Consider the following 23,828-nt stretch of genomic DNA (forward strand, 5'->3'; position numbering starts at 1 on the left):
CGACGACATCTCCGGGTGATACCCGGAGCTGACCGGCCACCGCGGGCGCCCAGGGGCGCCGTCGCGCAGTGGCCATGTCGTTGTTCCCTTTCAGCCACTCCTTCGGGGCGGCAGTCTGTGCCGATCCCGGACTCACACGCGAGGTCTTCCACATGTCCGACGCTTCCATCGTCTGCTCCAGCCTCTCCTTCTCCTGGCCCGACGACACCCCCGTCTTCACCGACCTGTCCTTCACCGTGGGCACCGGCCGTACCGGCCTCGTCGCACCCAACGGATCCGGCAAGAGCACCCTGCTCAAGCTGATCGCCGGGGAACTGCGCCCCGCCGCCGGATCCGTCTCCGTGGGCGGCACACTCGGCTATCTCCCGCAGAGCCTCCCCCTGACCGGCAATCTGTCGGTGGCCGAGGTCCTGGGTGTCGACGCGGTGATCCGCGCGCTGGACGCCGTCGAGTCCGGCGACGTGGACGAGGATCACTTCGCGGTCATCGGCGACGACTGGGACATCGAGGAACGCACCCGCGCCCAACTGGACCGCCTCGGGCTGGCCGACATCCCCCTCGACCGCAGCACCGGCACGCTCAGCGGCGGTCAGGTCGTGTCGCTCGGTCTGGCCGCCCAGCTGCTGAAGCGGCCGGACGTTCTGCTGCTCGACGAACCGACCAACAACCTGGACCTCGACGCGCGCCGCACACTCCACGACACACTGGAGGCGTGGAACGGTACCCTGCTGCTCGTCAGCCACGACCGGGCGCTGCTCGACCGCATGGACCGCATCGCCGAGCTGAACCCGGGCGAACTCCGCCTGTACGGAGGCAATTTCACGGCGTACGAGGAGGCGGTCCGGGCCGAGCAGGAAGTCGCCGAGAAGAACGTCCGCAACGCCGAGCAGGAGCTGAAGCGGGAGAAGCGGGAGCTGCAACAGGCCCGTGAGCGTGCCGACCGCCGTGCGAGCAACGCGGCCCGCAACCTCAAGAACGCGGGCCTGCCGCGCATCTTCGCAGGAAACATGAAGCGCGGCGCCCAGGAGTCGGCGGGCCGGGCCGGTCAGACGCACGCCGCCCGGGTCGGTGAGGCCAAGGCCCGGCTGGACGAGGCGGGACGCGCCGTACGCGACGAACAGCGCATCACCCTGGACCTCCCGGACACCGACGTCCCCGCCGGGCGCACCGTCCTGCTCGGTGAACGGATGCGGGTCCGCCACGGCGACCGGGAGCAGTTCGCCGGCCAGGGCGTCGACCTGACGATCCGGGGCCCCGAGCGCATCGCGCTCACCGGGCCCAACGGCGCGGGCAAGAGCACCCTGCTGCGCCTGATCAACGGCGATCTCCCGCTGGACTGCGGGGAGATCAGGCGAGCGGACGGACGGATCGCCTACCTCTCGCAACGCCTGGATCTGCTCGACCTCGACCGCACCGTGGCCGAGAACTTCGCCGCGTTCGCCCCGCACCGGTCGGAGGCGGAGCGGATGAACCTGCTCGCGCGCTTCCTCTTCCGCGGCGACCGTGCCCACCTGCCCGTCGCGGTACTGTCCGGCGGCGAACGGCTGCGGGCCACCCTTGCCTGCGTCCTGTGCGCGGAGCCTGCCCCGCAACTGCTGCTTCTGGACGAGCCGACCAACAACCTCGACCTGGTCAGCGCCGGTCAGCTGGAGAGCGCGCTGGGCTCCTACCGGGGGGCGTTCGTGGTCGTCAGCCACGACGAGCGGTTCCTCGAACGGATCGGTGTGGACCGGTGGCTGCGGCTGGCGGACGGGAAGCTGGCGGAGACCGGACCCCCGCAGTCGTGACCCTCTGACGTGCCGTCCTGGCCCGCGCCCGAGGCCGAACGCCCGGCGGGCCGACCACCACCCACGTTGGAGGCAACGATGAGCAACCCCATGCCCCCGCCCGCCCTGCTCGCTCACGAACTCGTCCGCACCTTCGGTGCGCGGCGCGTCATCGACGGGGTGTCACTCACCGCGTCACCCGGCCACCGCATCGGCCTGATCGGGGAGAACGGCGTCGGCAAGTCGACCCTGCTGCGGCTCCTCGCCGGAGCGGACGAACCGGACTCCGGTCATGTGACCCGGCCCGCCGACGTGGGCTTCCTGCACCAGGAGATGGAGTTCGCCTCCGGGGCGACCATCGCCGACGTACTGGATGACGCCCTCCGCGAGGCCCGGGCGGATCTGGCGGAACTCGACCGGCTCTCCGGCCTGCTCGCCGCCACCCCGCAGAGCTCCCCGGACCACGCCGCGCTCCTGGAGGCGTACGGCACGCGGCTCGAACAGGCGGAGGAGCGCGAGACCTGGGACGCCGACCGTCGCGCCGCGATCCTGCTCACGGGCCTCGGCCTCGCGACGCTGCCGCACGGGCGGACGCTCGGATCGCTCTCGGGCGGGCAGCGCGGCCGCCTCGCACTCGCCGCGCTGCTGGTGCGGCGGCCCTCGGTCCTGCTGCTGGACGAGCCGACCAACCACCTCGACGACGAGGCCGCCGCCTTCGTGGAGGGGCAACTGCGCGGCATGCCGGGGCCGGTGGTGATCGCCAGCCACGACCGTGCCTTCCTCGACGCGGTCTGCACGGATCTGATCGACCTCGATCCGGCCGTCGACGGGCCCGTACGGTACGGCGGCGGCTACACCGCCTATCTGGACGGGAAACGGGCCGACCGGGCGCGCTGGGAACGGCGTCACGCCGAGGAGCAGCAGGAGTGGGAAGCGCTGCGGCGCTCGGCCGATGTGACCGCGCGCATGGTCGCACCGGACCGCGGGATGCGGGACAACGAGAAGATGGGGTACGGCGTGCGGGCCGGCCGCGTGCAGAGCCAGATCGCGCGACGGGTCCGCAACGCCACCCGACGGCTCGACGAACTGGAGCGCAACCGGATCGGCGAACCGCCGCCACCGTTGCGCTTCCGGTACACCTCACTGGCCGGGCCGTCGGCACAGGGCACCCTGGTGTCCGTGCGCGGGGTATGTGTCCCCGGGCGCCTGAGCCTCGACCGTCTCGATGTCACAGCCACCGAGCGCCTGCTGGTCACGGGAGGCAACGGGGCGGGGAAGTCGACGCTCCTCGCGGTGCTCGCCGGGGCTGTCGCCGCCGGGGGCGAGGTCACCAGACGGCCGGGTCTGACCGTCGGAATGCTCGCCCAGGACACGGAGTTCGCCCGGCCCGACCGTACCGTCCTTGACACGTACGAGCAGGCGCTGGGCTTCGAACGGGCCGAGGCGGTGCCGCTGGCCTCCCTCGGCCTGATGCATGAAAGAGACCTCGGCAAGCCGGTGGGCCAGGTGTCGGCCGGCCAGCGCCGCAGGCTCGCCCTGGCCGTGCTGACGGCGCGACCGCCGCAGCTCCTGCTGCTGGACGAGCCCACGAACCATCTGTCCCCGCGCCTGTGCGACGAACTGGAGGAGGCCCTGGGCACGGGTCCCGGGGCCATCGTCCTGGCCAGCCACGACCGCTGGCTGCGAAGGCGCTGGCAAGGGCGGGAGCTCCGGCTCCACCCGGTTCGGGAGGGCTGAGAGAGGTGTATGGCCGGTGAGGGAGAGGCGACGGGCCGGTTCACCGGTTCCGGTGCGGCAGTTGTGGCGGGTCAGTTCACCGGTTCCGGTGCCGCAGTTGTGGCGGGTCAGTTCACCGGTTCCGGTGCGGCGACCTCGATCAGCAGCGCCTGCCCCGGGTTGAGCGTCGGCATGGGCAGCCCCGCACCGGTCAGTACCGCGCCGGGCATCGGGACCCAGTCCGTGACCGCTGTCCGGTACCAGGCGGGGGCGACGACCTGGTGCATGGAGGGCAGCCCCGCCTCCGTGCGGACGCGGACCCGGTAGGGCCGGCCGGATACGAGGCCGGGGAGGCGGACGCGGCCCGACTGCCCGGGCACCGAGGTCGCCGTCCGCGCCCAGCAGTACAGCGCGGAGGCGGCGTCCGGTGCGACGACTCCGTGCAGATACGTCGTGTCGTCGCCGAGGTCCGCCCTGACGACCCGTCCGCCGTGCAGCAGCCCCCGTACCTCCTTGTACAGCGCCGCCCACCGGGTCAGCGCCTCGCGTTCCCCGGGCGTGCGGGCGGTCAGGTCGTCCTCGATTCCCGCGTGTCCGAACAGCGCGGTGATCAGGCGGAACGAGTCGTCGGCGACCCGCCCCGTCGTATGGCTGCGCGGGCCTCCGACGTGGGCGCCGACGAGTTCGGGCGGCAGCAGCTGCCCCGTCCAGCGCTGAATGGACTGGCGCTCGACCGGATCGTTGCAGTCCGAGGCCCACACCCGGTCGGTGCGGGCGAGGACGCCGAGGTCGACGCGACCGCCCCCGCTGGAACACGACTCGATCTCCAGGCCGGGGCGGCGGGACCTGAGGGTGTCCATCAGCCGGTACAGGGCCCGCGTCTGGGCGTGGACCCCGGGCCGGTCACCGCCGTTCGCACCGCGGTGGACCGCCTCGTGCAGTTCCCGGTTGTGGTCCCACTTCAGATAGTCGATGTGGTACTCGGCGACGAGGGCGTCCAGCGATTCCAGAAGGTACGCGAACGCCTCCTCATGGGCCACGTTCACCACATACTGACTGCGGGAGCTCGGCCCCAGGCCCGCCGACGGGCCGAGAAGCCACTCGGGATGCTCCCGTGCGAGATGCGAGGAGAGGTTCACCATCTCCGGTTCCACCCAGAGTCCGAACTGCATGCCGTGGCCGTGCACCCGGTCCGCGAGCGGGGCCAGCCCCTGCGGCCACATCTGCGGGTCGACCGTCCAGTCGCCGAGGCCGGCCGTGTCGTCGCGGCGGCCGAGGAACCAGCCGTCGTCCAGCACGAGCCGCTCCACCCCGACCTCGGCGGCGGCATCGGCCAGGGCGAGGAGGCGTCCGGGACGGTGGTCGAAGTAGACCGCCTCCCAGGTGTTCAAGGTCAGCGGACGCGGTGACGAGGGGTGTCCGGGCCGGGCACGGAGCATCGTGTGGAAGCGGCCCGCGAGCCCGTCCAGGCCTTCGGCGGACCAGGCGAAATAGCACTCGGGCGAGGTGTAGCTGTCGCCCGGGGCAAGCCGTATCTCGCCCGGCGCGAGCAGTTCACCACCGCCGAGCACGCCGCCGTGCACCCCGGCGCCCTCGGGCAGCCGCTCGGCCAGCCAGCGCTGGTTGCCGCTCCAGCCGACGTGCAGGGCCCAGACCTCCCCCGTACGGAATCCGAATCCGGGCACGCCGACCGTCAGCAGATAGGGCGCGTCCAGTCCGGGGCGTCCCCTGCGGACCTCGCGGACATGGCCGCCGAACGCGAGCGGACCGCGCTGCGGGGAGCGTTCGCGGCACCACTTGCCGGTGAAGTCGAGAACTTCCTGGGCGCGGTTGGGCAGCGGGAGCAGCGCGGTGGTCGCGGCGAGGTCGTACGGGGCGGGGCACGGGGCGTCGGCCGGGGAGGACATCCGGGTGCGCACGGCCAGGACACCGGACGGGTCGAGCCGGTAGGTGAGCGTGAGGTCGAGCCCTGCGTCGGTGTCCCGGAGCTCGATGACGAGTGCGTCCGGGCTCTCTTCGGCGCCGGTCATCGTGACGCGAGGGGTGGTGGCCGTCCCGGCGCGGTGGCCTTCGTGGGCGGGGGTGCCCGACCAGCCTTCGGCCTGGGAGGGCCAGACCGTGAACTGCCTCGGCTCGTCGAGCGCGCAGTGGAGCGAGGCGGCGTCCGCCGACAGCGCGAGGGCCGCGAGACCGTCATCGGTCAGTTCGCCCAGGTCCTCGCCCCAGTGCAGGACCCGGGGCAGCGGAGTCCGGAGCTCGACGACAAAACTCACCCCGGCTGCGCGCAGGTGCGCGATCCGGGTGGTGGAGCGGGTCATTCGGATTCCTCTCGTGTGCCGGCCGGGCGGCGCATCGTCTCACCGGCCCGTGCGTGACCGGTCAGGCGTAGGGGTCGAAGGGGATCCCGGCAGGCTTCGCCCTGTCGAGGTGGCCGGCGAAGCTGCCGTCCTTCAGGCCGAAGACCGCACTGCCGAAATCGGCCTCGACCAGCTTCTCCCGGATGCCGGCGGGGTAGCCGTTCCAGCCGACCAGATCGGGGAACTGCCACTGGTGGTAGTGGTTCTCCGGTGGCTCGTCGCCCGTGGTCGCGCGGCGGAAGCAGTGCGTCCCGATCCCGTCCTTGTGGTAGACGACCTTGGGGTGCGTCCCGTCCCACAGCATCCCGTCCCGGCCGTACACGTTGAAGTCGCCGTGGGCGGAGGTGGAGACGTACTGCGCCACATTGTCCCGCACCCACACCACGACGTGCTCCCAGTCGTGGCGGTGGCCGCCGAGACCGCTGCCGGCCACGGCCTGGTCCTTCTCGAAGTAGAGGCCGTACATGATGGCGCACCAGCCGTTGTTGCACAGGGAGCGTGCGTAGCCGTTGGTGTTGTCCAGGTCCCAGGAGTCATGGCAACTGCCGTTGACGGCACCCGTGGTCTTCAGCCCGGGAGCCAGGGTCCCGTCGGCGCCGATGGCGGGTGTCGGATAGCAGCCGTCGCCGTCGTAGTCGAAGGCGGGCTGGAATGTCTGCTCCAGCCCGTCCGCGGCCGCGGGCAGGGCGCCCGGCACGGCAGCGGATGCGCTGCCCGACGAGGCGATGACCAGCACCGCGGCGGCGGTCAGGGTGAGTGACGCCTTACGGAATCGTCCTGTGTTTCTCACTGCTTCCTCCTGGTTCACGCACACCTGACGGACATGACCATGCCATGGCATGCCCATGTCCGGGCTTGCGGAACCCCGCGATACCCGGCGCCGGTTCCCGCCCGGGTATCCCTCACGCGTAGTCGACGAAACAGTGGGCCCCTATGCGGCTGGGGGGATAGCCAAGCCCCACGTCCGTGAGCAGCCGGACGACCAACTCACCCGCACCACAATCGAATTGCTCCCAGGTGTCGAAGTCCGTGCGGACCAGTACGGGCCAGTCGTCCGGATCGGGTGCACCCGTTCGCCAGACGAAGTCGAGTTCCTGCTCCGACGTTCCCCAGCACAACAGGCCGCCGGGCGCCGGGTAGACGGGATGGGGCCGCCAGAGACCCGCCCTGTGGACCTGACCGGACAGGGCCCAGTCCACCAGGTCCAGGCCGCGAACACCGGGAACGAGCAGTTCGAGGTACATGTCGAAGCTGCCGAATCCGAACAGGTCCACGATCGACTTGTAGTCGCCCGGCAGGCGGGTGCCCAGGGCCTGCTCGACGGCCTGCCAGTCGAGGGGCGGCCGGGGCAGGGGTTCCCACCCGGTGAGCAGGCGCAGCTTCTCGGTCCACGAAGCACCCGCCGGGAATCCCTGGGCGGCCGGATCGTCGCGGTCGGCGACCACGACGACCGGCTGCTCGCGTCCGGCACGGACCACCCGGGCGCACCCGATCCAGTCGTTCCAGTACGGCCACGCGTACAGCTCCAGCGGATCCTCGCCGAAGGGCTCGACGAGCGGCTGCCCGGTGCGTGCGTCGACGGGCCCGGTCCTTCGGCCGCCGGCGATCAGCGTCCTGGGATTCCCGGCCCTGCCGGAGATCTCATCGACCAGTTCCCGGAAGTCCGTCCCGTCCGGCACGTCGAGGAGCACGGCCTGACGGGGCGAGGGTGCCGGCCCGAGCACCGGACGCAGCTGCTCCCAGACGATGTTGACGAATGAGGGTTCGACCATGCCCGGCAGTAAACCGCATCCCTCCGGAATTCACCGCGCCGCCGGCCGGAGCCCGGCCCCGGCATCATGATGAATGGGCGTCCGCGTCCCCGTCAGCGGAGCACCCGTGCCACCCCGCCGCTCCGCCACGATCTCCGCCGCGATGGACAGTGCCGTCTCCTCCGGCGTACGAGCGCCGAGGTCGAGGCCGATCGGAGAACGCAGGCGGGCCAGCTCCTCTTCGTCCAGACCTGCTTCGAGGAGCCGGCGGATACGGTCCTCATGGGTACGGCGCGAGCCCATCGCGCCGATGTAGGCGACCGGCAGCCGCAGGGCCGTCTCCAGCAGCGGGATGTCGAACCTGGCGTCATGGGTGAGGACGCACAGGACCGTGCGCTCGTCGGTCGCGGTGCTCCGGAGATACCGGTGCGGCCAGTCCACCACCACGTCGTCCGCCTCGGGGAAGCGTGCGCGGGTGGCGAAGACGGGCCGGGCGTCGCACACCGTCACATGGTGGCCGAGGAACTTCCCCGCCCGCACCAGCGCCGTGGCGAAGTCCACGGCGCCGAAGACGATCATCCGGGGCGGCTCCACGCTCGACTCCACGAACAGTGTCAGTCCCCCCGGACAGCTCGTCCCGTCCTCCGCCATCTCCACGGTGCCGGTGCGGCCCGCGTCCAGGAGCGCCCGTGCCTCCGCGGCCGCCCGGCGGTCCAGGGGAGGATGTCCGCCGAGGCTGCCCTCGTACGATCCGTCGCCCCGGACCAGCAGCGCCCGGCCGGCCTGCCTGTCCGGCCCGCGCAGCACCCGGGCGAGCGCCACCGGCCCGTCCCGGCCCGCGGCCGACAACGCCGCCCGCAGCACCGGCTCTTCGGCGCGCACCGGCGTGACGAGGACATCGATGGCGCCGCCGCAGGTGAGTCCCACGGCGAACGCGTCCTCCTCGCTGTAACCGAACCGCTCCCGCACCGTCCGGCCGTCCCGGAGGGCCTGGACACACAGCTCGTACACCGCCCCTTCCACGCAGCCGCCGGAGACCGAACCGACGACGGTGCCTTCGCTGTCGACGGCCAGGGCCGCGCCGGGTGCGCGTGGTGCGCTTCCTTCGACCGCCACCACGGTGGCGACGGCGAAGTCCCGGCCCTCTTCGGACCAGCGGTTCAGGGCCGCCGCGATGTCAAGCACCTCGGGTTTCCTTCGCGGCCCGCACTCGCGGCCCTTCCGCCGCCGCGAGTACGCGGTCGGGGCGGATCGGCAGACGGCGGTGGCGTACACCCGTCGCGTGCCACACCGCGTTGGCGACAGCGGCGGCCACGCCCACGATGCCGATCTCGCCGAGGCCCTTGATCCCGACCGGGTCCTCCGGGTCCTGGTCGTCCACCCAGTACGCCTCGATGTCCGGCACATCGGCGTGGGCCGCGACGTGATAGCCGGCCAGATCGGCGTTGACGTAGCCCCCTGATGCCGCGTCACGCACCGCCTCCTCGTGCAGGGCCATGGAGAGCCCCCAGGTCATGCCGCCGACGAGCTGGCTGCGTGCGGTCAGCGGGTTGACGATGGTGCCGGCCGCGAAGACTCCGAGCAGCCTGCGCACACGCACCTCGCCGGTGGCAACGTCGACGGCCGCCTCCGCGAACTGCGCACCATAGGAGTGCCGTTCCTTCCGCGCCAGGGCTCCGATGGCCGCGCCGGTGTCCGATCGAGCGGTGATGCCCTCCGGCGGAATGGTTCCGCCGAGCGCGAGCAGCTCCCGCAGTTCGTCTGCCGCCAGCCGCACCGCCCAGGCCCAGGAGCGTGTACCCATGGAGCCTCCGGCGATCCATGCGGGGCCCAGGTCGCTGTCGCCGACGCGTACCCGGATGCGGTCGGGGCCCACCCGCAGCGCGTCCGCGGCGACCGAGACCATCGCGGTCCTTGCCCCGGTCCCGATGTCCGCCGCGTTGACCCCCACGGTGAAGTGGCCGTCGGGCTCCGCGGTCACGGCGGCCGTGGACGGGCCGGCGCCCGCGGAGAAGGAGGCCGCCGCCATGCCGGTCCCCAGGAGCCAGCGCCCCTCGCGGCGGACTCCGGGACGGGGATCGCGGCCGGCCCAGCCGAACCTGCGGGAGCCCTCCTCGAAGCAGGCGAGCAGATTGCGGCGTGCGAAGGGCAGTCCCGATACGGGGCCTGCCGAGGGCTCGTTGCGCGCCCGGAGCTCGATCGGGTCCAGGCCGCATTTCTCGGCCAGTTCGTCGACCGCCGACTCGACGGCGAAGGATCCCGGCGCCTCGCCCGGTGCCCGCATCCAGGTCGGGGTGGGCACGTCGAGCCGCACCAGCCGGTGCGTGGTGCGGTGCGCGTCGGCGTCGTACATGACGCGTCCCACACCGGCGCTCGGCTCGACGAACTCGTGCACGGTCGAGGTGAGGTTCAGCGTCTCGTGGCTGAACGCGCGCAGACGGCCGTCGGCGTCGGCGCCGAGCGTGACCCGCTGCGCGGTGGGGCTGCGGAACCCGACCAGTGAGAACATCTGGCGGCGGGTCAGTACGACGCGGACAGGACGGTGAAGAAGTGTCGTCGCCATGACGGCTGCCACCTGATGGGGGGCCAGGCCCTTCGAGCCGAAGCCGCCACCGACATGCTCGGACCGCACCCGGACGGAGCCCGGGTCCAGGGAGAAGAGCGACGCGAGTTCGCTCGCCACCCAGGAGGTGCCCTGGTTGGAGTCGAGGACGTCCAGCCGTCCGCCGTCCCATCGGGCCGTCGCCGCGTGCGGCTCCATGGAGTTGTGGTGCTCCTCCGGCGTGGAGTACTCCTCGTCCACGACGAAGGCGGCCTCCCCGAGCCGGGCCCCAAGATCTCCCTTCGCGGTGTCGGCCTGGTCCATCACTCCCGCGTCGGGGGTGTACGCACCGGAGTGCCCGGCGTGGAACCCCACGTCGTGCGGCTCCGCTTCGTAGCTGACCACCAGCGCTTCGGCGGCCTCCCTGGCCTGCTCGGAGGTCTCGGCGACGACCAGCGCCACGGGCCAGCCCATGAACGGCACCCGGTCGTGCTGGAAGATCCCGACGACCGGGTTGGGCCGTCCCAGCATGCCGGTGTAATCGGTGGAGACGCGGGGCGCGTTCTTGTGGTGGAGCACCGCGAGCACTCCGGGCATGGCCCGGACGGGACCGTCCTCCACGGACCGGATCCGGCCCCGGGCCACCGTCGACAGCACCAGCCAGCCATGGGCGAGTCCGGCGAGGGAGAACTCCGCGGCGTAGCGGGCCGTCCCGGTGACCTTGTCCCGCCCCTCCACGCGTGTACGGGCGGAGCCGACGGCCCCGGGCACGGTGGCGTTCTCGGTCGTCGTGGTCATCGGGCGGCCTCCTCGGCGAGTTCGGTGAGCACGGCGACGACGAGGTTGCGGATCAGCGTCACCTTGTAGCCGTTGTCCGGCAGGGCCGCGGCGGCCGACAGCTCGGCGTCCGCCGCCTCGGCGAAGGCCTCCGCGGTCGCGGGGCCACCGGTCAGCGCCAGTTCGGCGGTACGGGCCCGCCACGGCCGGGAGGCCACCGCACCGAAGGCGAGGCGCACCTCACGTACTAAGCCGTCCCGCACGTCGAGGGCGGCAGCGACGGAGCCGATCGCGAACGCGAAGGAGGCACGCTCGCGCACCTTGCGGTAGCGGGAGCGCGCGGCGACGGTGGCCGACGGCACGGTCACACCGGTGATCAGCGCGCCGGGCGGAAGCGCCGTTTCGATGTGCGGGGTCTCCCCCACCGGCAGGTAGAAGTCGGCGATCGGCAACTGGCCGGGGCCGTCGGCCGTTTCGTACGTGATGACGGCGTCGAAGGCCGCGAGTGCGACCGCCATGTCGGAAGGATGCGTCGCCACACAGTGCTCGGAAGCCCCGAGGATCGCGTGGTTGCGGTGCTCGCCCGCAAGGGCGGGGCAGCCACTGCCGGGGGTGCGCTTGTTGCACGGCTTGGTGAGGTCGCCGAAGTAGCCGCAGCGGGTGCGCTGGAGCAGGTTCCCGCCGACCGTGGCCATGTTGCGCAGTTGTCCGGAGGCACCGGCGAGGAGTGCCTGCGTCAGGGCCGGGTAGTGGCGGCGCACCTCGGCATGGGCCGCGAGATCGCTGTTGGTGACGTTCGCACCGATGCGCAGCCCACCCTCGGGGGTCGACCTCACTCCGTCGAGCGGAAGCTGCTGGACATCGACGAGGAGCGTCGGACGTTCCACACCAGCCTTCATCAGGTCGACGAGATTGGTTCCGCCTCCCAGGAAGCGGGCGCCGGGGTCCCTGGCGAGCAGGGCCACGGCCCCGGAAACGTCGAGTGCGCGCTCGTATCCGAACTCCCTCATGCCGCCGCCTTCCCGCCCTCGGAAGCGGACACTTCGGCCGCCTGTGCCACGGCCCGCACAATCGATACGTACGCGCCACAGCGGCAGAGGTTGCCGCTCATGCGCTCACGGATCTCCTCCGCGGTGAGCGCAGGCACCCCTGCCTCCGGCCGGACATCGCCGGTCGCCGCACTCGGCCAGCCCGCCGCGTGTTCCTCGATCACCGCGATCGCCGAACAGATCTGGCCCGGGGTGCAGTAACCGCACTGGTAGCCGTCGAGGTCGAGAAAGGCCTGCTGCACCGGATGCAGCCGGTCGCCATCGGCGACGCCCTCGATGGTGGTGATCGCACGCCCCTCGGCGGCGACCGCGAGTTGCAGACAGGAGACGGTCCGTCGTCCGTCGAGCAGCACGGTGCAGGCACCGCACTGGCCCTGGTCGCACCCCTTCTTGGTGCCGGTCAGGTCGAGGCGCTCGCGCAGGGCGTCGAGCAGAGTGGTGCGGTGATCGACCGGCAGCGTGTACTTTTCGCCATTGATGTGCAGAGTGATGTCACTGGACGTCGATGGGGCCATGATCAGCCTTCTTTCGCATTGCTTATGCGCGTCGAACGAGACGATCCCGGCAGACGTGCCGGGAGGGAGAGGGCCGTGCGGGCAGAGGGACGGGAAACCGGGCGCACCGGTCGGCCACACTGACCGGAAATCCCGCTATGCTGCGGGCAAGCGGACATGTGTCCGCTTATCCGTCGAACCTAGCGGACAGTTGTCCGCTCAGCAAGGCCGACTCGGCCGTGTTTCCGGAAGGAGGAGGCGTGGACGAGGAGAAGTGCACGCCTCGGCGTCCGGACGCGCAGCGCAATCGCGAGCGCATCCTGGCCGTCGCGCTGACCGAACTGACCCGGTCAGCGGACGCCCCGGTGAGCGTGATCGCGAAGAAGGCGGGCGTCGGCCAGGGGACGTTCTACCGCAACTTCCCCAACCGCGAGGCGCTTGTCCTGGAGGTCTACCGCTACGAGATGCAGCAGGTCGCCGACACCGCGGCCCAGTTGCTCGGGACCCGCGCACCCGACCGGGCTCTGCGGGAGTGGATGGACAGGCTGGCGCAGTACGCCATGGCCAAGGCAGGGCTGGCCGTCGCGTTGCGCACCACCGCCGGCAGATGCGGCAGTCTCGCCCAGCTGGGCCACGGTCCGGTGACCCGGGGCATCACGCTCCTGCTGCGCGCGAACGAGGAGGCGGGCACGATCCGTCCGGGAGTGACCCCCGACGACTTCCTGCTCGCCATCGCCGGGCTCTGGCAGCTCGACCCGCACAGCGACTGGCAGCCGAGGGCCGCCCGCCTCCTCGACCTGGTGATGGCCGGGCTGCGGGCGGGGGCGCCGGGCGCGGACGACGGCACGTAGCGGCCGAGGCAGTGCGGCTCACCGCGCGGCGGCAGCGGCCCCGATGACCACCGTGCGCGCCCAGGCCGGCGGTGCGTCGGGAAGGTACTCGCGGTGCCCGCTTCGGAGTGGACGAGGCCGAGGGGCAGTTGCGCCGCGGCGACCTCGACGCGTTCGTGGCCACACCGGTGCTCTCCCCGCAGCAGATCGTGCGCATCCCGCTCTTCCGCGAGCGCTACGTCGGCATGGTCGCAGCCGATCACCCCCGCGTCCGGGGTGAATCCGTCGCACTCACCGCCCTCGCGGCGGAGCACCACGCGACGGCGTTCGGTCCCAGCGGACACATCACGCCGAGGGCGGTCCTGTCATCGCACGGACTGCTGGACCGGGTGGCCCTGGAGGTGACCCGGCTGTCCATGCTTCCGTACGTCCTTGGACAGACGGACCTGATCGCCATCGTGCCCGAGTACGTCGGTGAGGTGTTCACCGCTTCCCACCAAGTCCGGCTGGTGCGGCTGCCGTTCGAGACGGAGCCGATCGAGGTGGCTCTCTACGCCCGGCACGAGTCCTCACGCAGCCCCACACAGCGGTGGCTCGTCCGCTTCATGTCCGAGGTCCTGGGCGAGCAGGTCAGCCCGGCCCGGCTGCCGCCGTGGAACGGCGGCAGCCGCTGAGGGCGGTCACCCTCAGCGGCCGGCCTCACGTGCACCGCTCTCCGGATCAGTACGGACGCGGATGGAGGTGACCGGCGGGCCGGGGATGCCGCCGGCCCGCCGGTCACCGGTTCCGGGCGTGGAGGACGAGGGTGCCGGCCAGGAACGTCAGGACGCCGCCCGCCCTGCCCCGGCCTCGTCGGGATGGGCCAGGCCGAGATGGTGGCGCAGCGTCGTTCCCTCGTACTCCGTACGGAAGACGCCGCGCTCCTGGAGGAGCGGGACCACGGTGTCGGCGAAGACGTCCAGACCTCCGGGGGTGATGTGGGGGACGAGGATGAAGCCGTCGGCGGCGTCGGCCTGGACGAATGCGTCGATGGTCGCGGCGACGGTGGCCGGTGAGCCGACGAACGCCTGCCGGTTGCCGGTCTCGATGACCAGGTCGCGGATGGACCAGTTCTTCGCGGCCGCGAGCTCACGCCACTCCCGGGCGACGGCCAGCGGGTCGCGGTACATGCGCACCTGGGCGCGGCCCCGCGCGATGGTGTGCTCGCCGAGGTCCGGATCGATGTCGGGGAGCGGCCCTTCGGGATCGTACGAGGACAGGTCGCGGTTCCAGACGAATTCGAGGTGCTTGATCGCGGTGGCGCCGCTGACCTGCTGCCGGCGTACCTCGCGGGCGAGTTCCTGTGCCTCGCCGTCCGTGTCGCCGAGGACGAAGGTCGCGGCGGGCAGGATCAGGAGCTGGTCGTGGGTCCGGCCGTACCGGGCGAGGCGGTCCTTGACGTCCGTGTAGAAGGCCTGCCCCTCCTTGAGGGTGCTGTAGCGGCTGAAGATGGCGTCGGCGCCTTCCGCCGCGAACTCGCGTCCTTCGTCGGAGTCCCCGGCCTGGAAGATCACCGGGCGGCCCTGGGGGCTGCGTGGGACGTTGAACTGTCCCTCGATGTCGAAGTGCTGCCCCTTGTGCACGAAGGATCCGGCCTGTGCGTCCCGCAGGAACGTGCCGGTTCGCGCGTCGGCGAGGATCTCGTCACCGCGCCAGGAGTCGAACAGTTCGTTGGCCGTGGCGAGGAACTCCCTGGCCCGGGAGTACCGCTCCTCCTGCGGAAGGAATCCGCCGCGTCGGAAGTTCTCGCCGGTGAAGGCGTCCCACGAGGTGACGACGTTCCATGCCGCGCGCCCGCCCGAGAGGTGGTCGAGGCTGGCGAACTGGCGGGCCACCTCATAGGGCTCGTTGAACGTGGAGTTGATCGTGCCCGTGAGGCCGAGGTGTTCGGTGACGGCGGCGAGGGCGGACAGGACGGTGAAGGTGTCGGGGCGCCCCACCACATCCAAGTCATATATCTTGCCGCCCTGTTCGCGCAGCCGCAGCCCCTCGGCGAGGAACAGGAAGTCGAACTTGGCGCGTTCGGCGGTGCGGGCGAAGTGCGCGAACGAGCTGAACTCGACGTGGCTTCCGGCCTTGGGGTCGCTCCACACGGTGGTGTTGTTGACGCCCGGGAAGTGGGCGGCGAGGTGGATCTGCTTGAGCGGCTTGCCGGTGCTGGTGCCGGCGCCGTTGCTGGTGCTCATGTCGGTGTTCCCTCCGGCTCAGACAGTGGCGTAGCGGTTGGCGGGGCGGGCGAGCCCGAGCAGCCCGCGCAGGGTGTCGGCCTCGTAGGCGCTTCGGAAGGCACCGCGGCGCTGCAGTTCGGGCACGAGTCCGCGGGTGATCGCCGGGAGGTCGTGGCCGGTCACCGCGGGGCGCAGCCGGAAGCCGGAGAGCCCTGCCTCCTGCCAGTCCTGGAGCAGGTCCGCCAGTTGGGCGGGCGTGCCGGTGAACACCTTCGCGTCGCTGGTGTACGGAGTACCGGCGAGGCCGTCGAGACGGTCCCGGCGGGCTGCCGCGGCCGAGGGATCGCCGTCGAGGAACACGACGAGGTCCCCGAAGATGTGCAGGGGGTCCGCCGCCCGGCCCGCCGCGGCCTGTTCGGTGCGGATCTCGTCGATGACGGTGCGGGCCTGTCCGGCGTCGTGCGGGGTGATGAAGCCGATGTCCGTCGAGCCTGCCACCAGTTGGAAGGGCACGCGGTGGTGTGCCAGGGCGCTGACGACCGGCTGCCCCTGCGGGGGCCGCGGGGTGATCGAGGGACCCTTGACGCTGAAGTGCCGTCCTTCGAAGTCGATGTAGTGCAGCTTGTCGCGGTCGATGAAGCGCCCTGTGGCGATGTCGCGGATTTCCGCGCTGTCGTCCCAGCTGTCCCAGAGGCGGCGCACCGCCTCGATGTAGTCGGCGGCCTCCTCGAAGAGTTCGGCGGTCAGGTCGCCTACGGCCGGGGTGCCCAGGTCCTCGGCGTCGAAGCGCGGAAACGTCCGGCGGCCGAAGTGGGCCGCTTCGTACTGCCGGGCCGACACCTGGACGCGCAGACCGGCGCGGCCGGTGCTCACGTAGTCGAGGGTGGCGATCGCCTTGGAGATGTGGAACGGCTCGGTGTGCGTGGCGACCACGGTGGGGACGAGCCCGATGTGCGTGGTGAGCGGGGCCACGCGGGCGGCGACGAGTACCGCGTCCAGTCGCCCGCGCTCCTGGTCGGTACGTCCGTCGGGCTCCGTGAACCGCGAGGACTGGAGCCCGAGCGCGTCCTCGATCGTCACGAAGTCGATCAGGCCGCGTTCGGCCTCCTGGACGGTGTCGGTCCAGTACTCGGCGGTGAGCAGTTCTCCGGGCCGGGCCTCCGGCTCGCGCCATGCGGCGGGATGCCAGCCCGCGCCGTTGAGGGCGACGGCGAGGTGGAGCGGGGAGGAGGACAGGGGAGGGTGCGGCAATGACGATGCGGACACGAAAGGGTGCCTTCCTGATCGGCCGTGGGTGATCGCCGGGCCTCGTCGGGAGGTTCGGCGTCGCGGGTACGGGTCAGGAACAACAGAGCGCGCCGGCCACGCGCTGGAGGTCGATGTGCGGCCGGGAGTACAGGTGGACGCGGCGGCGCGGGGCGAGCACCCTGACGAACGTGCGGGACACCGGTGGCATGACCGTCGCCTCCGCTCTTCCGGCTCGGCGGGCCCGGGGGCCTCGCGCTTGCGGAACCCGGACGGGCCCCGCCTGGTCGTCACCCGGAGCACCCCGCCGCGTGGGAGGGTTGCCGGTCAGCGAGCCGGGGCTTGTCGCTGACACTCATGACCTGCACGGAACGCTACGCGCGCCGGCAGCGCCACGCAATGCCCCGCAGATCACGGCCATGCTCACATTGCTCCATGCGCGCACTGCCGTAGGCGTAACAACGCGACGGGCACGCTCTGTTCCCCGGGCGGAACGACGCCGACGGGAACGTCCGCGTACCGACCACGCGCACCCCGCGGGGTGCCTGCTCGTCGGGGCCGGGCGGCTCAGTCCGTCAAGCCGGCGGCAAGGGTCGCACCCAGCTCCCAGCACGCCTCGATGTCGGCCTTGACGGGTTCTCCTGTGACCCTCACGGCGTCGGCCGCACGGCGCCACCCCAGACCTGTCGTGACCGACTCGATGGCCCTGACCGCCCCGGTGACGTCGTTGCCGCCGTGCACGTAGTAGCCGAAGGGGCGGCCCCGCGTCGCGTCGAGGCAGGGGTAGTAGACCTGGTCGAAGAAGTGCTTGAGGGCACCGGACATGTAGCCGAGGTTCGCCGGGGTTCCGAGCAGAACACCGTCGGCGGCGAGCACGTCGGACGCCGTCGCGGCGAGCGCCGCGCGGCGCTCGACCCGGACGCCCTCGATCTCGTCGGTCGTCGCGCCGGAGACAACGGCTTCGAACATCGCCTGGCAGTTCGGCGAGGGCGTGTGATGCACGATCAGCAAAGTGGCCACACCCCCAGACCCTGCCGCGACCGCCGCGCGTCCGCAAGCGAAGCGCCGCGAAGCCGCGGCCCCGTGCCCCGTTCCCGTCGGTATGGCGGTTCGGGAACGATTCGGCGGCGGACATCGCACGCGATGCCGGAGCCGACCTGCCGGCCAGCCCTGCTGTCGAGCTGTCGACTTGTCAACCCGCCAACCCGCCGGGGGATGCGTGCGAATCGGTTGTCCGGCGTCCCGTCTTCACCGAGCATGGGTTCCCTCACGTACGAGCTGAACGACGACAGGGCGGGGCATGACATCCGGCAAGGAAACCCGGCAGGGCATCGGCATCCTGGCGGACGACCTCACCAGCGCCGGTGACGGAGCGGCACCCTTCCGCCGGACCGGACACGAGGCACGGATCCTGCTGTCCACCCCGGCGACCGCACCCCCGCAGGGCCCGGCCGTGACCGCTGTCGACCTGGGAAGCCGTCTGCTCGACGAGGCGTCCGCCGCATCGCGTACGAGGCAGGCCGCCCGGCTGTTCGCCGGCTCCGCGCTCCTGCTCAAGACGGTGGACTCGACACTGCGCGGACATGTCGCGGCGGAGGTACGGGCCGCGTGGGCGGGATCAAGGCGGCAGGCCGTCCTCATCGCTCCCGCCTTCCCGGCGGAGGGCAGGGTGACAAGGGGAGCCGTGCAGTACGTGCGGGGCGTACCGGTCCACCGGAGTGACTTCGCCCGCGATCCCGTGCACCCCGTGCTCCACTCGGACCTGCGGACGGTGTTCCCGGGCGCCCTGACGGCCGGTCCGGACCGGGCGGCCCAGCTGCCCGAACTGATCGCCCGGGGTGGCCTGATCGTCTGTTCCGCAGCGTCGGACAGCGATCTCGACCGCCTGGTGGCGGCGGTCCCGCGTCCGGAGGACGTGCTGTGGGTCGGTTCCCCCGGGCTGGCGACGGCCCTGGCCCGACGGTGCGCGCGCACAGACGGCCCCACTGATACCGCACCCGCGCCGGCGCGCCGGCCGCTCGTCGTCGTCGGCAGCGCAAACCCGGCGACCCGGCGGCAACTGGCCGCGCTGCGCACCCGTACGGATGTCCGGGCCGTCACTGTCGGCAGCGACCCTGCCGCGGCAGTGGAACGACTGCGTGCCCTGACGGCTCCCGTGCTCGCTCTGCGGACACCTGATGAAAGGTGCACGCCACAGGCCGCCCGTGTTCTCGCCCGGTCCTTGGCCGCAGCCGTCCGGGCACTGGCAGATGAGCGCCTGACCGACGCGCTCGTGGTCACCGGCGGGGAAACGGCCGCGACCGTGTTCCAGGCCCTCGGGGTGAGCGGCATCGACCTGCTGGACGAGCCCGAGCCAGGCATCGCACGGGGCACTCTGCGCGGGCGGTTCGCCCTCCCCGTGCTGATCAAGGCGGGCGGCTTCGGGGACGACGAGCTGCTGCTGCGCCTGTGCGACCTCGTCCGGCGTCCTGGCGGCCCTGCGTTCCCCGGTCCGAGGAGCCGTCCCATGACGGCCGCCGCGCTCGCGTCCGGGGCGCGGTACGGCCAGGACGCGACGGCCCGCGACTGATCCCGAAACCGCATCCCCGGGGAACACAGCAGGTCCCCCCGTACGGATGCGCGCACGGTCCCGGACGGCGAGGCGTCTCAGGAGCGATGGCCGAAGAACTCGACCTCGGCGACCGCCACCCTGCGGCCCTTGCCGGTGCCGTACGCCGATTCGACCGTGAGCCGCACCCCGACCGTGTCCGATCCCCGTACGTCGAAGGTCTGCTGACCGGCCTCGTCCGCCGTCCGGATCGTCTTCCTGGTCTCCTTGCCGTCCTCCGAAGTGAGGATCACGGCGATCCTCGCCGGCCTGGCCTGCGTGAGGAATTCGTCCCTCCGCGCCGAGGTGCCGGAGAACACCACCATCTTCAACAGCCGGACCGGCTGTGTGAACGAGCACTCCAGATACTCGCCCGTGCCGTCGCCGCTCTCCCCCGGCGCCCAGTACCGGTTGTTGAAGCCGTCGAAGGCCGCGGCCGCCGGATGGCCCGGAGCCGCGCTGGAGCTCCGGCACGCGGACGGCACAACCGATTCCGGAGCCCCCGTCTCCTCCTTGGCGAAGCCGAGCAGGCCGGACAGGTGCGGCAGTGCGAACCAGATCCCGACCGCGAGCAGAAGCAGCGTGACCGGAAGGGCCGCCCTCGGTCTGCGCCGCCCGCGCTTCGGCCGTGCGCCGGCGGCGTGGGTCTTCCCCGGGCCCCGGCGCAGGATCCGGCGCCACCACGGCGGGCGGAGACCCGGGGGCGGCCCGGGGTCGAGGAGCAGCGCGCACCGCACGCAGAGGGTGCGCTGAGGCTCGTTCTCCGTACGGCAGTTGGGGCACACCACGAGAGGGGCTGTCACCGGTCCCGGTGCGGCGTCGGGTTCCGGGCCGGGCGCCCAGGCATCGGGCCCGGGAGCGGGGCCGTCCGGGGCGTCTCCGGGACGCCGGGGGGCTGCCGCCGACGACGGCTGTGGAGGGGCGGCGGGTGCGGTGGACGGTGGCGGTGGCGGAGCGGCCGGTGCCGTGGACAGCGAGGTGGGTACTCCCGCCGGACCGGGTGCGGTTGTCGGGGGCGGAGCGGCGGGCCGCACCGGCACCCGGTCGGGGACCTGCGCCGGGGGCCCCGGCCGACCGGCCGACTGCGGCCCCTGCCGACCGGCGGCCGGCTGCTCCCGGTCCGGCTCGCCCGGCCCCTCCGGCTCCCATGCCAGAAACGCCTCGCAGGAAGCGCAGAACTCCCGCCCCGGCACATTCCGGTGGCCACACGTCTCGCAGATCACCGCGCCCCGCCCTCCATCTCCCCGGCCGGCGGCAGGATCTCCAGCGTGTACGCCACATGGGCGGGGACCTCGGTATCGATGAGTTCCTCCAGCCGCCCCCGGTCGATCGCGTGCCCCGGTCGTTCCCTGACCCGGATCGTCACCGAGGGGTGGGGCCTGCCCGGCAGCACGGTGTGCGAAGCGGTCGACCAGGCCGTGCCGCCGCTCTCGGTGATCTCGGGCTCCGTGCCCGTCTCCAGGCGCACCGCGTCGGCCAGCCCGCCTGCGGTGCCGCGACGGGCATGCCGGGCAACCGCCCCTCGTACCGTCTCCCGGCGCCGCTCCACCGATCGTTCCTCGTGCTGCTCCACCGCGACCCACTGGGCCAGCCAGTCCAGAAAGTCCTCCGGGGCGCTGCGCGGGTCGAGGTGGGCGGGCAGGTTGTCGATGGTGAGCAGCACAGGGGCGAGCACGTCGTCGAGCGCGGCGAGGAAGCGCCGGAGGAAGTCCTGCTCCAGGTAGACGGCCGGAAGCTGCTCGATCAGCGGATGCGGGGTCGGGAGGCCGGTGACGCCGGTACGCATCGTGCTAGGCCCCCCTCACCCGGAGCTGGTGCTCGTAGCTGAAGACCAGCGCATGCCGGTCCAGCGGGATCTTGGCCGTGGCGTCGGTGCGTTCACCGGTGACCGGATCAGCGCGGTAGAGCCGTACGTCCTCCACGAGGTCCACCCCCGGCACGCGCTGGAGGACGGCGAAGGCCTCTCCCGACTGGACCGGCCGCCCGAAGGGCCAGCCCTGCCTGGCCGGCCCGCCGGACAGCGCGTTGAAGTACCCGTACAGCGCGGCCAGTGCCGCCTCCCGTACCCGCTCCACCACGGCGCCGCGCTCGGCCTGCACCGAGGCGACGACGGTGACGCCCTGGTAGAAGGGCGGCTCGACGACGAGCCGGGCCCCGATCGGGCGGCGGGCCTCCAGGTGCCCGGCGATGAGGCGGAGGGTCTGCGCGGGAGGGATGAGTTCGTCGAACTCGATCCTGCCCTGTTCGTCGCTGCGGCCGGCCGGGACGACGAGCAGGCGCACTCCGTGGGCGGATCCGTCGTCGCCCTCGTCCCCGGGCTCACCGGCCCGGATGCAGTGCACGCGTGCGGCGTCCGGAGCGATGTCGCGGGCGAGGAGTTCGTAGTCGTGGGGGACGACGGCACGGTGCAGGGTGCGCAGGGTCATCGGTCCGCGCACCCGGGCGCTGTCGACGCTCTCGCCGTCGACACCGCCGAGCGCCGGCCGGCGGTTCTCCACCCGGGCCACGTAGGGCAGCGCGCTGCGCAGCACCTTCAGTGTCGACCTGGCGACATTTCCGCGCAGCCCGCCGCCGGTGCGATAGGACCGCACCCGGACGGTGGCTCCCTTCGCGGGGACAGCGCCGTAGTGGCGGACGGAGCCGTCCCGTTCCCGTACGGCCGGGCCGAACTCGACCCGGCCGGAGTTCGGGTCGAGGGTGATGTGGCGGTCCTCGGGGCCGGAGTGCGCGAAGTCGTCGACCTTGGTCCACCGGGTGTACTCCGGTTCCGGTCCGCTCGCCGGATCGGCCACCTCGACCACGAAGTCGCCGGGTACCACGGGCGGACGGGCCAGTTCGAACGCCTGGCCGGGCACTCCCTCCGCCGCGCCGAGCACCTCGTCGGCGATGGTCTCGGCGTGCTCGGCGGCCACGGTCGCGCCGATGGTGAAGGCCGTGATCCGGCGGACGACGGGCGGCGCCAGGTAGGTCGGCCGGCCGTCCTCCGCGTCGATCAGACGGCAGCGCAGCCAGCCTCCGGTACGCCGCACGACGGCCACCGGGGTGTGCGTCCTCGGCAGATGGAGGATCAGCTCTCCGGAGCGGTTGAAGCCTCCGGTGTCGTCCTTCTCGACCTCACAGACCGTCCACGCGGTGCCGTCCCAGGCTTCCCAGACCAGCGGCGGCCGCAGCGGGTCGACGCCGACGCCCTCGACCTTGCAGTCGAGTCGCAGCACGACGACTCCGGCGGGCACCGCGACCGACAGACCGACGTAGAGGCAGTCACCGGGTGCCGGGACCGCTCCGAAGCACGTCACGTCGCGGCCGATCGCCAGCTCCTCCGTACGGTCGGCCGCCTCTCCCGACACCGGCCAGGTGGCGAGATGGGCGAAGGCGCAGGGAACGATGGTCAGTTGCTCGGCGGTCGTGAAGACGACGGCTTCCTCCGTCTCCGTACGTACGGTGGCGACCTCCGTCCCGGCCCGCACGACGACCGGGTCGGGACGGGGTGCGGAGAGCCGGAACGTCACCTCGGTGCGCGCTGCCGTGGGCGGGTGCAGCTGGACCCCGATCATGTCGAGGAAGGCCAGATAGCTCTTCTCCGGCACCCGGTTCACGCGGTAGACGAGCTGGTCGACCATGGTCGCGAACGCCTCGATCAGCGTGACGCCGGGGTCCGACACATTGTGGTCGGTCCACTCCGGGCAGCGCTGCTGGACCAGGCGTTTGGCCTCGTCCACCAGGCCCTGGAAGCGGCGGTCGTCCAGATGGGGACTGGGCAGCGTCACGCGCCTGCCTCCTCGTCGTCGTGGCTCGTCTCCTGGGCGTGCTGCGGGATCACGTAGAACGGGAAGACAAGGTTGCGGGGGTCGTTGGAGCCGCGCACCGAGTAGCCGATGTCGATGTAGAGGACCCCGTCGTCCGCCTCGTCGAACCGCACGGTGACCTCGTCGACCTCGATTCGCGGCTCCCAGCGCTCCAGCGCCAGCCGCACCTCGTACGCGAGCTGCCCCGCCGTCCCCGCGTCGGCGGGCGCGAACACGTAGTCGTTGACTGCGCAGCCGAACTCCGGGCGCATCGGCCGTTCGCCGGGGGATGTCGCCAGGATCAGCCGGATCGACTCCTCCAGCTCCCGTTCGCCGCGCACCAGCGCGATGGAACCAGTGGCATCCGTACGGGGCGGAAACGCCCAGCCGGCACCGATGAACTGCTGTCCCATAGCGGCTCAGCTCCCGATCAGCACAGTGACGCAACCCGAGACGACCGGGGATCCGCAGCCGCTCAGATCTCCGACCCGGGCGGCCGGACTCCCGCCGATCAGCACAGTGGTGCTGCCCGGCGGTGCGATCACGGACGGCGGATGGACGAGGGGGGACGCGCACTGGTGGGCGGTGCCGACGGTGGCGGCAGGCTTCCCGCCGATCAGCACCGACACCACTCCGGGCGGCCCGATCACGCCGGGGTGACCGGTGGGGTCGGTGACCCGTGCGGCTGCGGCTGACGGCATGCGGTGTATTCCTCTTTCCCT

20 protein-coding genes, 1 pseudogene and 1 riboswitch are annotated in these 23,828 nt (G+C 72.0%); of the genes and pseudogenes, 5 read left to right on the top strand and 16 right to left on the bottom strand.

All coding sequences use genetic code 11. The annotated features are described in order from the left end of the window. Positions 1-152 precede the first annotated feature (152 nt). Together abc-f and ACZ4LX_RS05410 are read left to right on the top strand one after the other, a co-directional pair. A complete protein-coding gene (gene abc-f, locus ACZ4LX_RS05405; protein WP_467639498.1) occupies positions 153-1,787 on the top strand; it encodes a ribosomal protection-like ABC-F family protein in 1,635 nt (544 codons plus the stop codon). A gap of 90 nt (positions 1,788-1,877) precedes the next feature. Then, positions 1,878-3,503 carry an ABC-F family ATP-binding cassette domain-containing protein gene (locus tag ACZ4LX_RS05410; protein WP_467639904.1) on the top strand — a complete coding sequence of 542 codons (1,626 nt, stop codon included), beginning with the start codon at positions 1,878-1,880 and terminating at the stop codon, positions 3,501-3,503. Positions 3,504-3,610: 107 nt separating this feature from the next. Here ACZ4LX_RS05410 and ACZ4LX_RS05415 read toward each other — a convergent pair whose 3' ends face one another. The 7 genes from ACZ4LX_RS05415 to ACZ4LX_RS05445 all read right to left on the bottom strand — a co-directional run bounded on the left by ACZ4LX_RS05415 (position 3,611) and on the right by ACZ4LX_RS05445 (position 12,473). Beyond that, positions 3,611-5,800, bottom strand: coding sequence for an alpha-galactosidase (locus ACZ4LX_RS05415; protein WP_467639495.1), 2,190 nt, complete (start codon positions 5,798-5,800; stop codon positions 3,611-3,613). A 61-nt stretch (positions 5,801-5,861) separates the two neighbouring features. Further along, positions 5,862-6,629 (bottom strand): NPP1 family protein, encoded by a 768-nt coding sequence (locus tag ACZ4LX_RS05420; protein WP_467639492.1) that lies wholly within the window; start codon positions 6,627-6,629, stop codon positions 5,862-5,864. A 112-nt stretch (positions 6,630-6,741) separates the two neighbouring features. Further along, a complete protein-coding gene (locus ACZ4LX_RS05425) occupies positions 6,742-7,611 on the bottom strand; it encodes an SMI1/KNR4 family protein (RefSeq protein WP_467639489.1) in 870 nt (289 codons plus the stop codon). A gap of 30 nt (positions 7,612-7,641) precedes the next feature. Beyond that, positions 7,642-8,775, bottom strand: a complete 1,134-nt coding sequence (locus ACZ4LX_RS05430; RefSeq protein ID WP_467639486.1) for an XdhC family protein — start codon at positions 8,773-8,775, stop codon at positions 7,642-7,644. Next, positions 8,768-10,930, bottom strand: coding sequence for a xanthine dehydrogenase family protein molybdopterin-binding subunit (locus ACZ4LX_RS05435; protein ID WP_467639483.1), 2,163 nt, complete (start codon positions 10,928-10,930; stop codon positions 8,768-8,770). The genes ACZ4LX_RS05430 and ACZ4LX_RS05435 overlap by 8 nt, the downstream gene beginning before the upstream one ends. After that, entirely contained in the window at positions 10,927-11,919 is a 993-nt protein-coding gene (locus tag ACZ4LX_RS05440) for an FAD binding domain-containing protein (protein WP_467639480.1), read from the bottom strand. Before ACZ4LX_RS05440 ends, ACZ4LX_RS05435 begins: the two co-directional genes overlap by 4 nt. Beyond that, positions 11,916-12,473, bottom strand: a complete 558-nt coding sequence (locus ACZ4LX_RS05445) for a (2Fe-2S)-binding protein (RefSeq protein ID WP_467639477.1) — start codon at positions 12,471-12,473, stop codon at positions 11,916-11,918. The genes ACZ4LX_RS05440 and ACZ4LX_RS05445 overlap by 4 nt, the downstream gene beginning before the upstream one ends. A 239-nt stretch (positions 12,474-12,712) precedes the next feature. Here ACZ4LX_RS05445 and ACZ4LX_RS05450 point away from each other — a divergent pair, with 239 nt between their 5' ends. Both ACZ4LX_RS05450 and ACZ4LX_RS05455 read left to right on the top strand, forming a co-directional pair. Further along, positions 12,713-13,303, top strand: coding sequence for a TetR/AcrR family transcriptional regulator (locus ACZ4LX_RS05450; protein ID WP_467639474.1), 591 nt, complete (start codon positions 12,713-12,715; stop codon positions 13,301-13,303). A gap of 107 nt (positions 13,304-13,410) precedes the next feature. Then, positions 13,411-13,956: pseudogene (locus tag ACZ4LX_RS05455) on the top strand (LysR substrate-binding domain-containing protein); the annotation flags it as partial. A 147-nt stretch (positions 13,957-14,103) separates the two neighbouring features. Here the strand turns inward: ACZ4LX_RS05455 and ACZ4LX_RS05460 are convergent. From ACZ4LX_RS05460 to ACZ4LX_RS05475, 4 genes are all read right to left on the bottom strand, one after another. Next, a complete protein-coding gene (locus ACZ4LX_RS05460) occupies positions 14,104-15,507 on the bottom strand; it encodes an NtaA/DmoA family FMN-dependent monooxygenase (RefSeq protein WP_467639471.1) in 1,404 nt (467 codons plus the stop codon). 18 nt (positions 15,508-15,525) lie between these two features. Further along, on the bottom strand, positions 15,526-16,755 hold the full coding sequence (locus ACZ4LX_RS05465) for an LLM class flavin-dependent oxidoreductase (protein ID WP_467639468.1): 1,230 nt from the start codon (positions 16,753-16,755) through the stop codon (positions 15,526-15,528). Positions 16,756-16,828: 73 nt separating this feature from the next. After that, entirely contained in the window at positions 16,829-16,945 is a 117-nt protein-coding gene (locus ACZ4LX_RS05470; RefSeq protein WP_467639465.1) for a putative leader peptide, read from the bottom strand. A gap of 39 nt (positions 16,946-16,984) precedes the next feature. Next, positions 16,985-17,097, bottom strand: a riboswitch (SAM riboswitch). 204 nt (positions 17,098-17,301) lie between these two features. After that, positions 17,302-17,754 (bottom strand): flavodoxin family protein, encoded by a 453-nt coding sequence (locus tag ACZ4LX_RS05475; RefSeq protein ID WP_467639462.1) that lies wholly within the window; start codon positions 17,752-17,754, stop codon positions 17,302-17,304. Positions 17,755-18,034: 280 nt separating this feature from the next. Between ACZ4LX_RS05475 and ACZ4LX_RS05480 the strand changes: the two genes are divergently transcribed. Continuing rightward, on the top strand, positions 18,035-19,303 hold the full coding sequence (locus ACZ4LX_RS05480) for a four-carbon acid sugar kinase family protein (protein WP_467639459.1): 1,269 nt from the start codon (positions 18,035-18,037) through the stop codon (positions 19,301-19,303). A 77-nt stretch (positions 19,304-19,380) separates the two neighbouring features. Here the strand turns inward: ACZ4LX_RS05480 and ACZ4LX_RS05485 are convergent, their stop codons facing one another. The 5 genes from ACZ4LX_RS05485 to ACZ4LX_RS05505 all read right to left on the bottom strand — a co-directional run bounded on the left by ACZ4LX_RS05485 (position 19,381) and on the right by ACZ4LX_RS05505 (position 23,807). Continuing rightward, positions 19,381-20,124, bottom strand: a complete 744-nt coding sequence (locus ACZ4LX_RS05485) for an NADase-type glycan-binding domain-containing protein (RefSeq protein ID WP_467639456.1) — start codon at positions 20,122-20,124, stop codon at positions 19,381-19,383. 416 nt (positions 20,125-20,540) lie between these two features. After that, positions 20,541-21,107 carry a phage tail protein gene (locus tag ACZ4LX_RS05490; protein WP_467639454.1) on the bottom strand — a complete coding sequence of 189 codons (567 nt, stop codon included), beginning with the start codon at positions 21,105-21,107 and terminating at the stop codon, positions 20,541-20,543. Positions 21,108-21,111: 4 nt separating this feature from the next. Further along, positions 21,112-23,088, bottom strand: a complete 1,977-nt coding sequence (locus ACZ4LX_RS05495) for a putative baseplate assembly protein (protein WP_467639452.1) — start codon at positions 23,086-23,088, stop codon at positions 21,112-21,114. Further along, positions 23,085-23,519 (bottom strand): GPW/gp25 family protein, encoded by a 435-nt coding sequence (locus ACZ4LX_RS05500; RefSeq protein ID WP_467639449.1) that lies wholly within the window; start codon positions 23,517-23,519, stop codon positions 23,085-23,087. Before ACZ4LX_RS05500 ends, ACZ4LX_RS05495 begins: the two co-directional genes overlap by 4 nt. A gap of 6 nt (positions 23,520-23,525) precedes the next feature. Beyond that, on the bottom strand, positions 23,526-23,807 hold the full coding sequence (locus tag ACZ4LX_RS05505) for a PAAR domain-containing protein (RefSeq protein ID WP_467639446.1): 282 nt from the start codon (positions 23,805-23,807) through the stop codon (positions 23,526-23,528). Between the last annotated feature and the right edge of the window lie 21 nt (positions 23,808-23,828).

Source organism: Streptomyces sp. NPDC026062 (genome assembly GCF_055568375.1).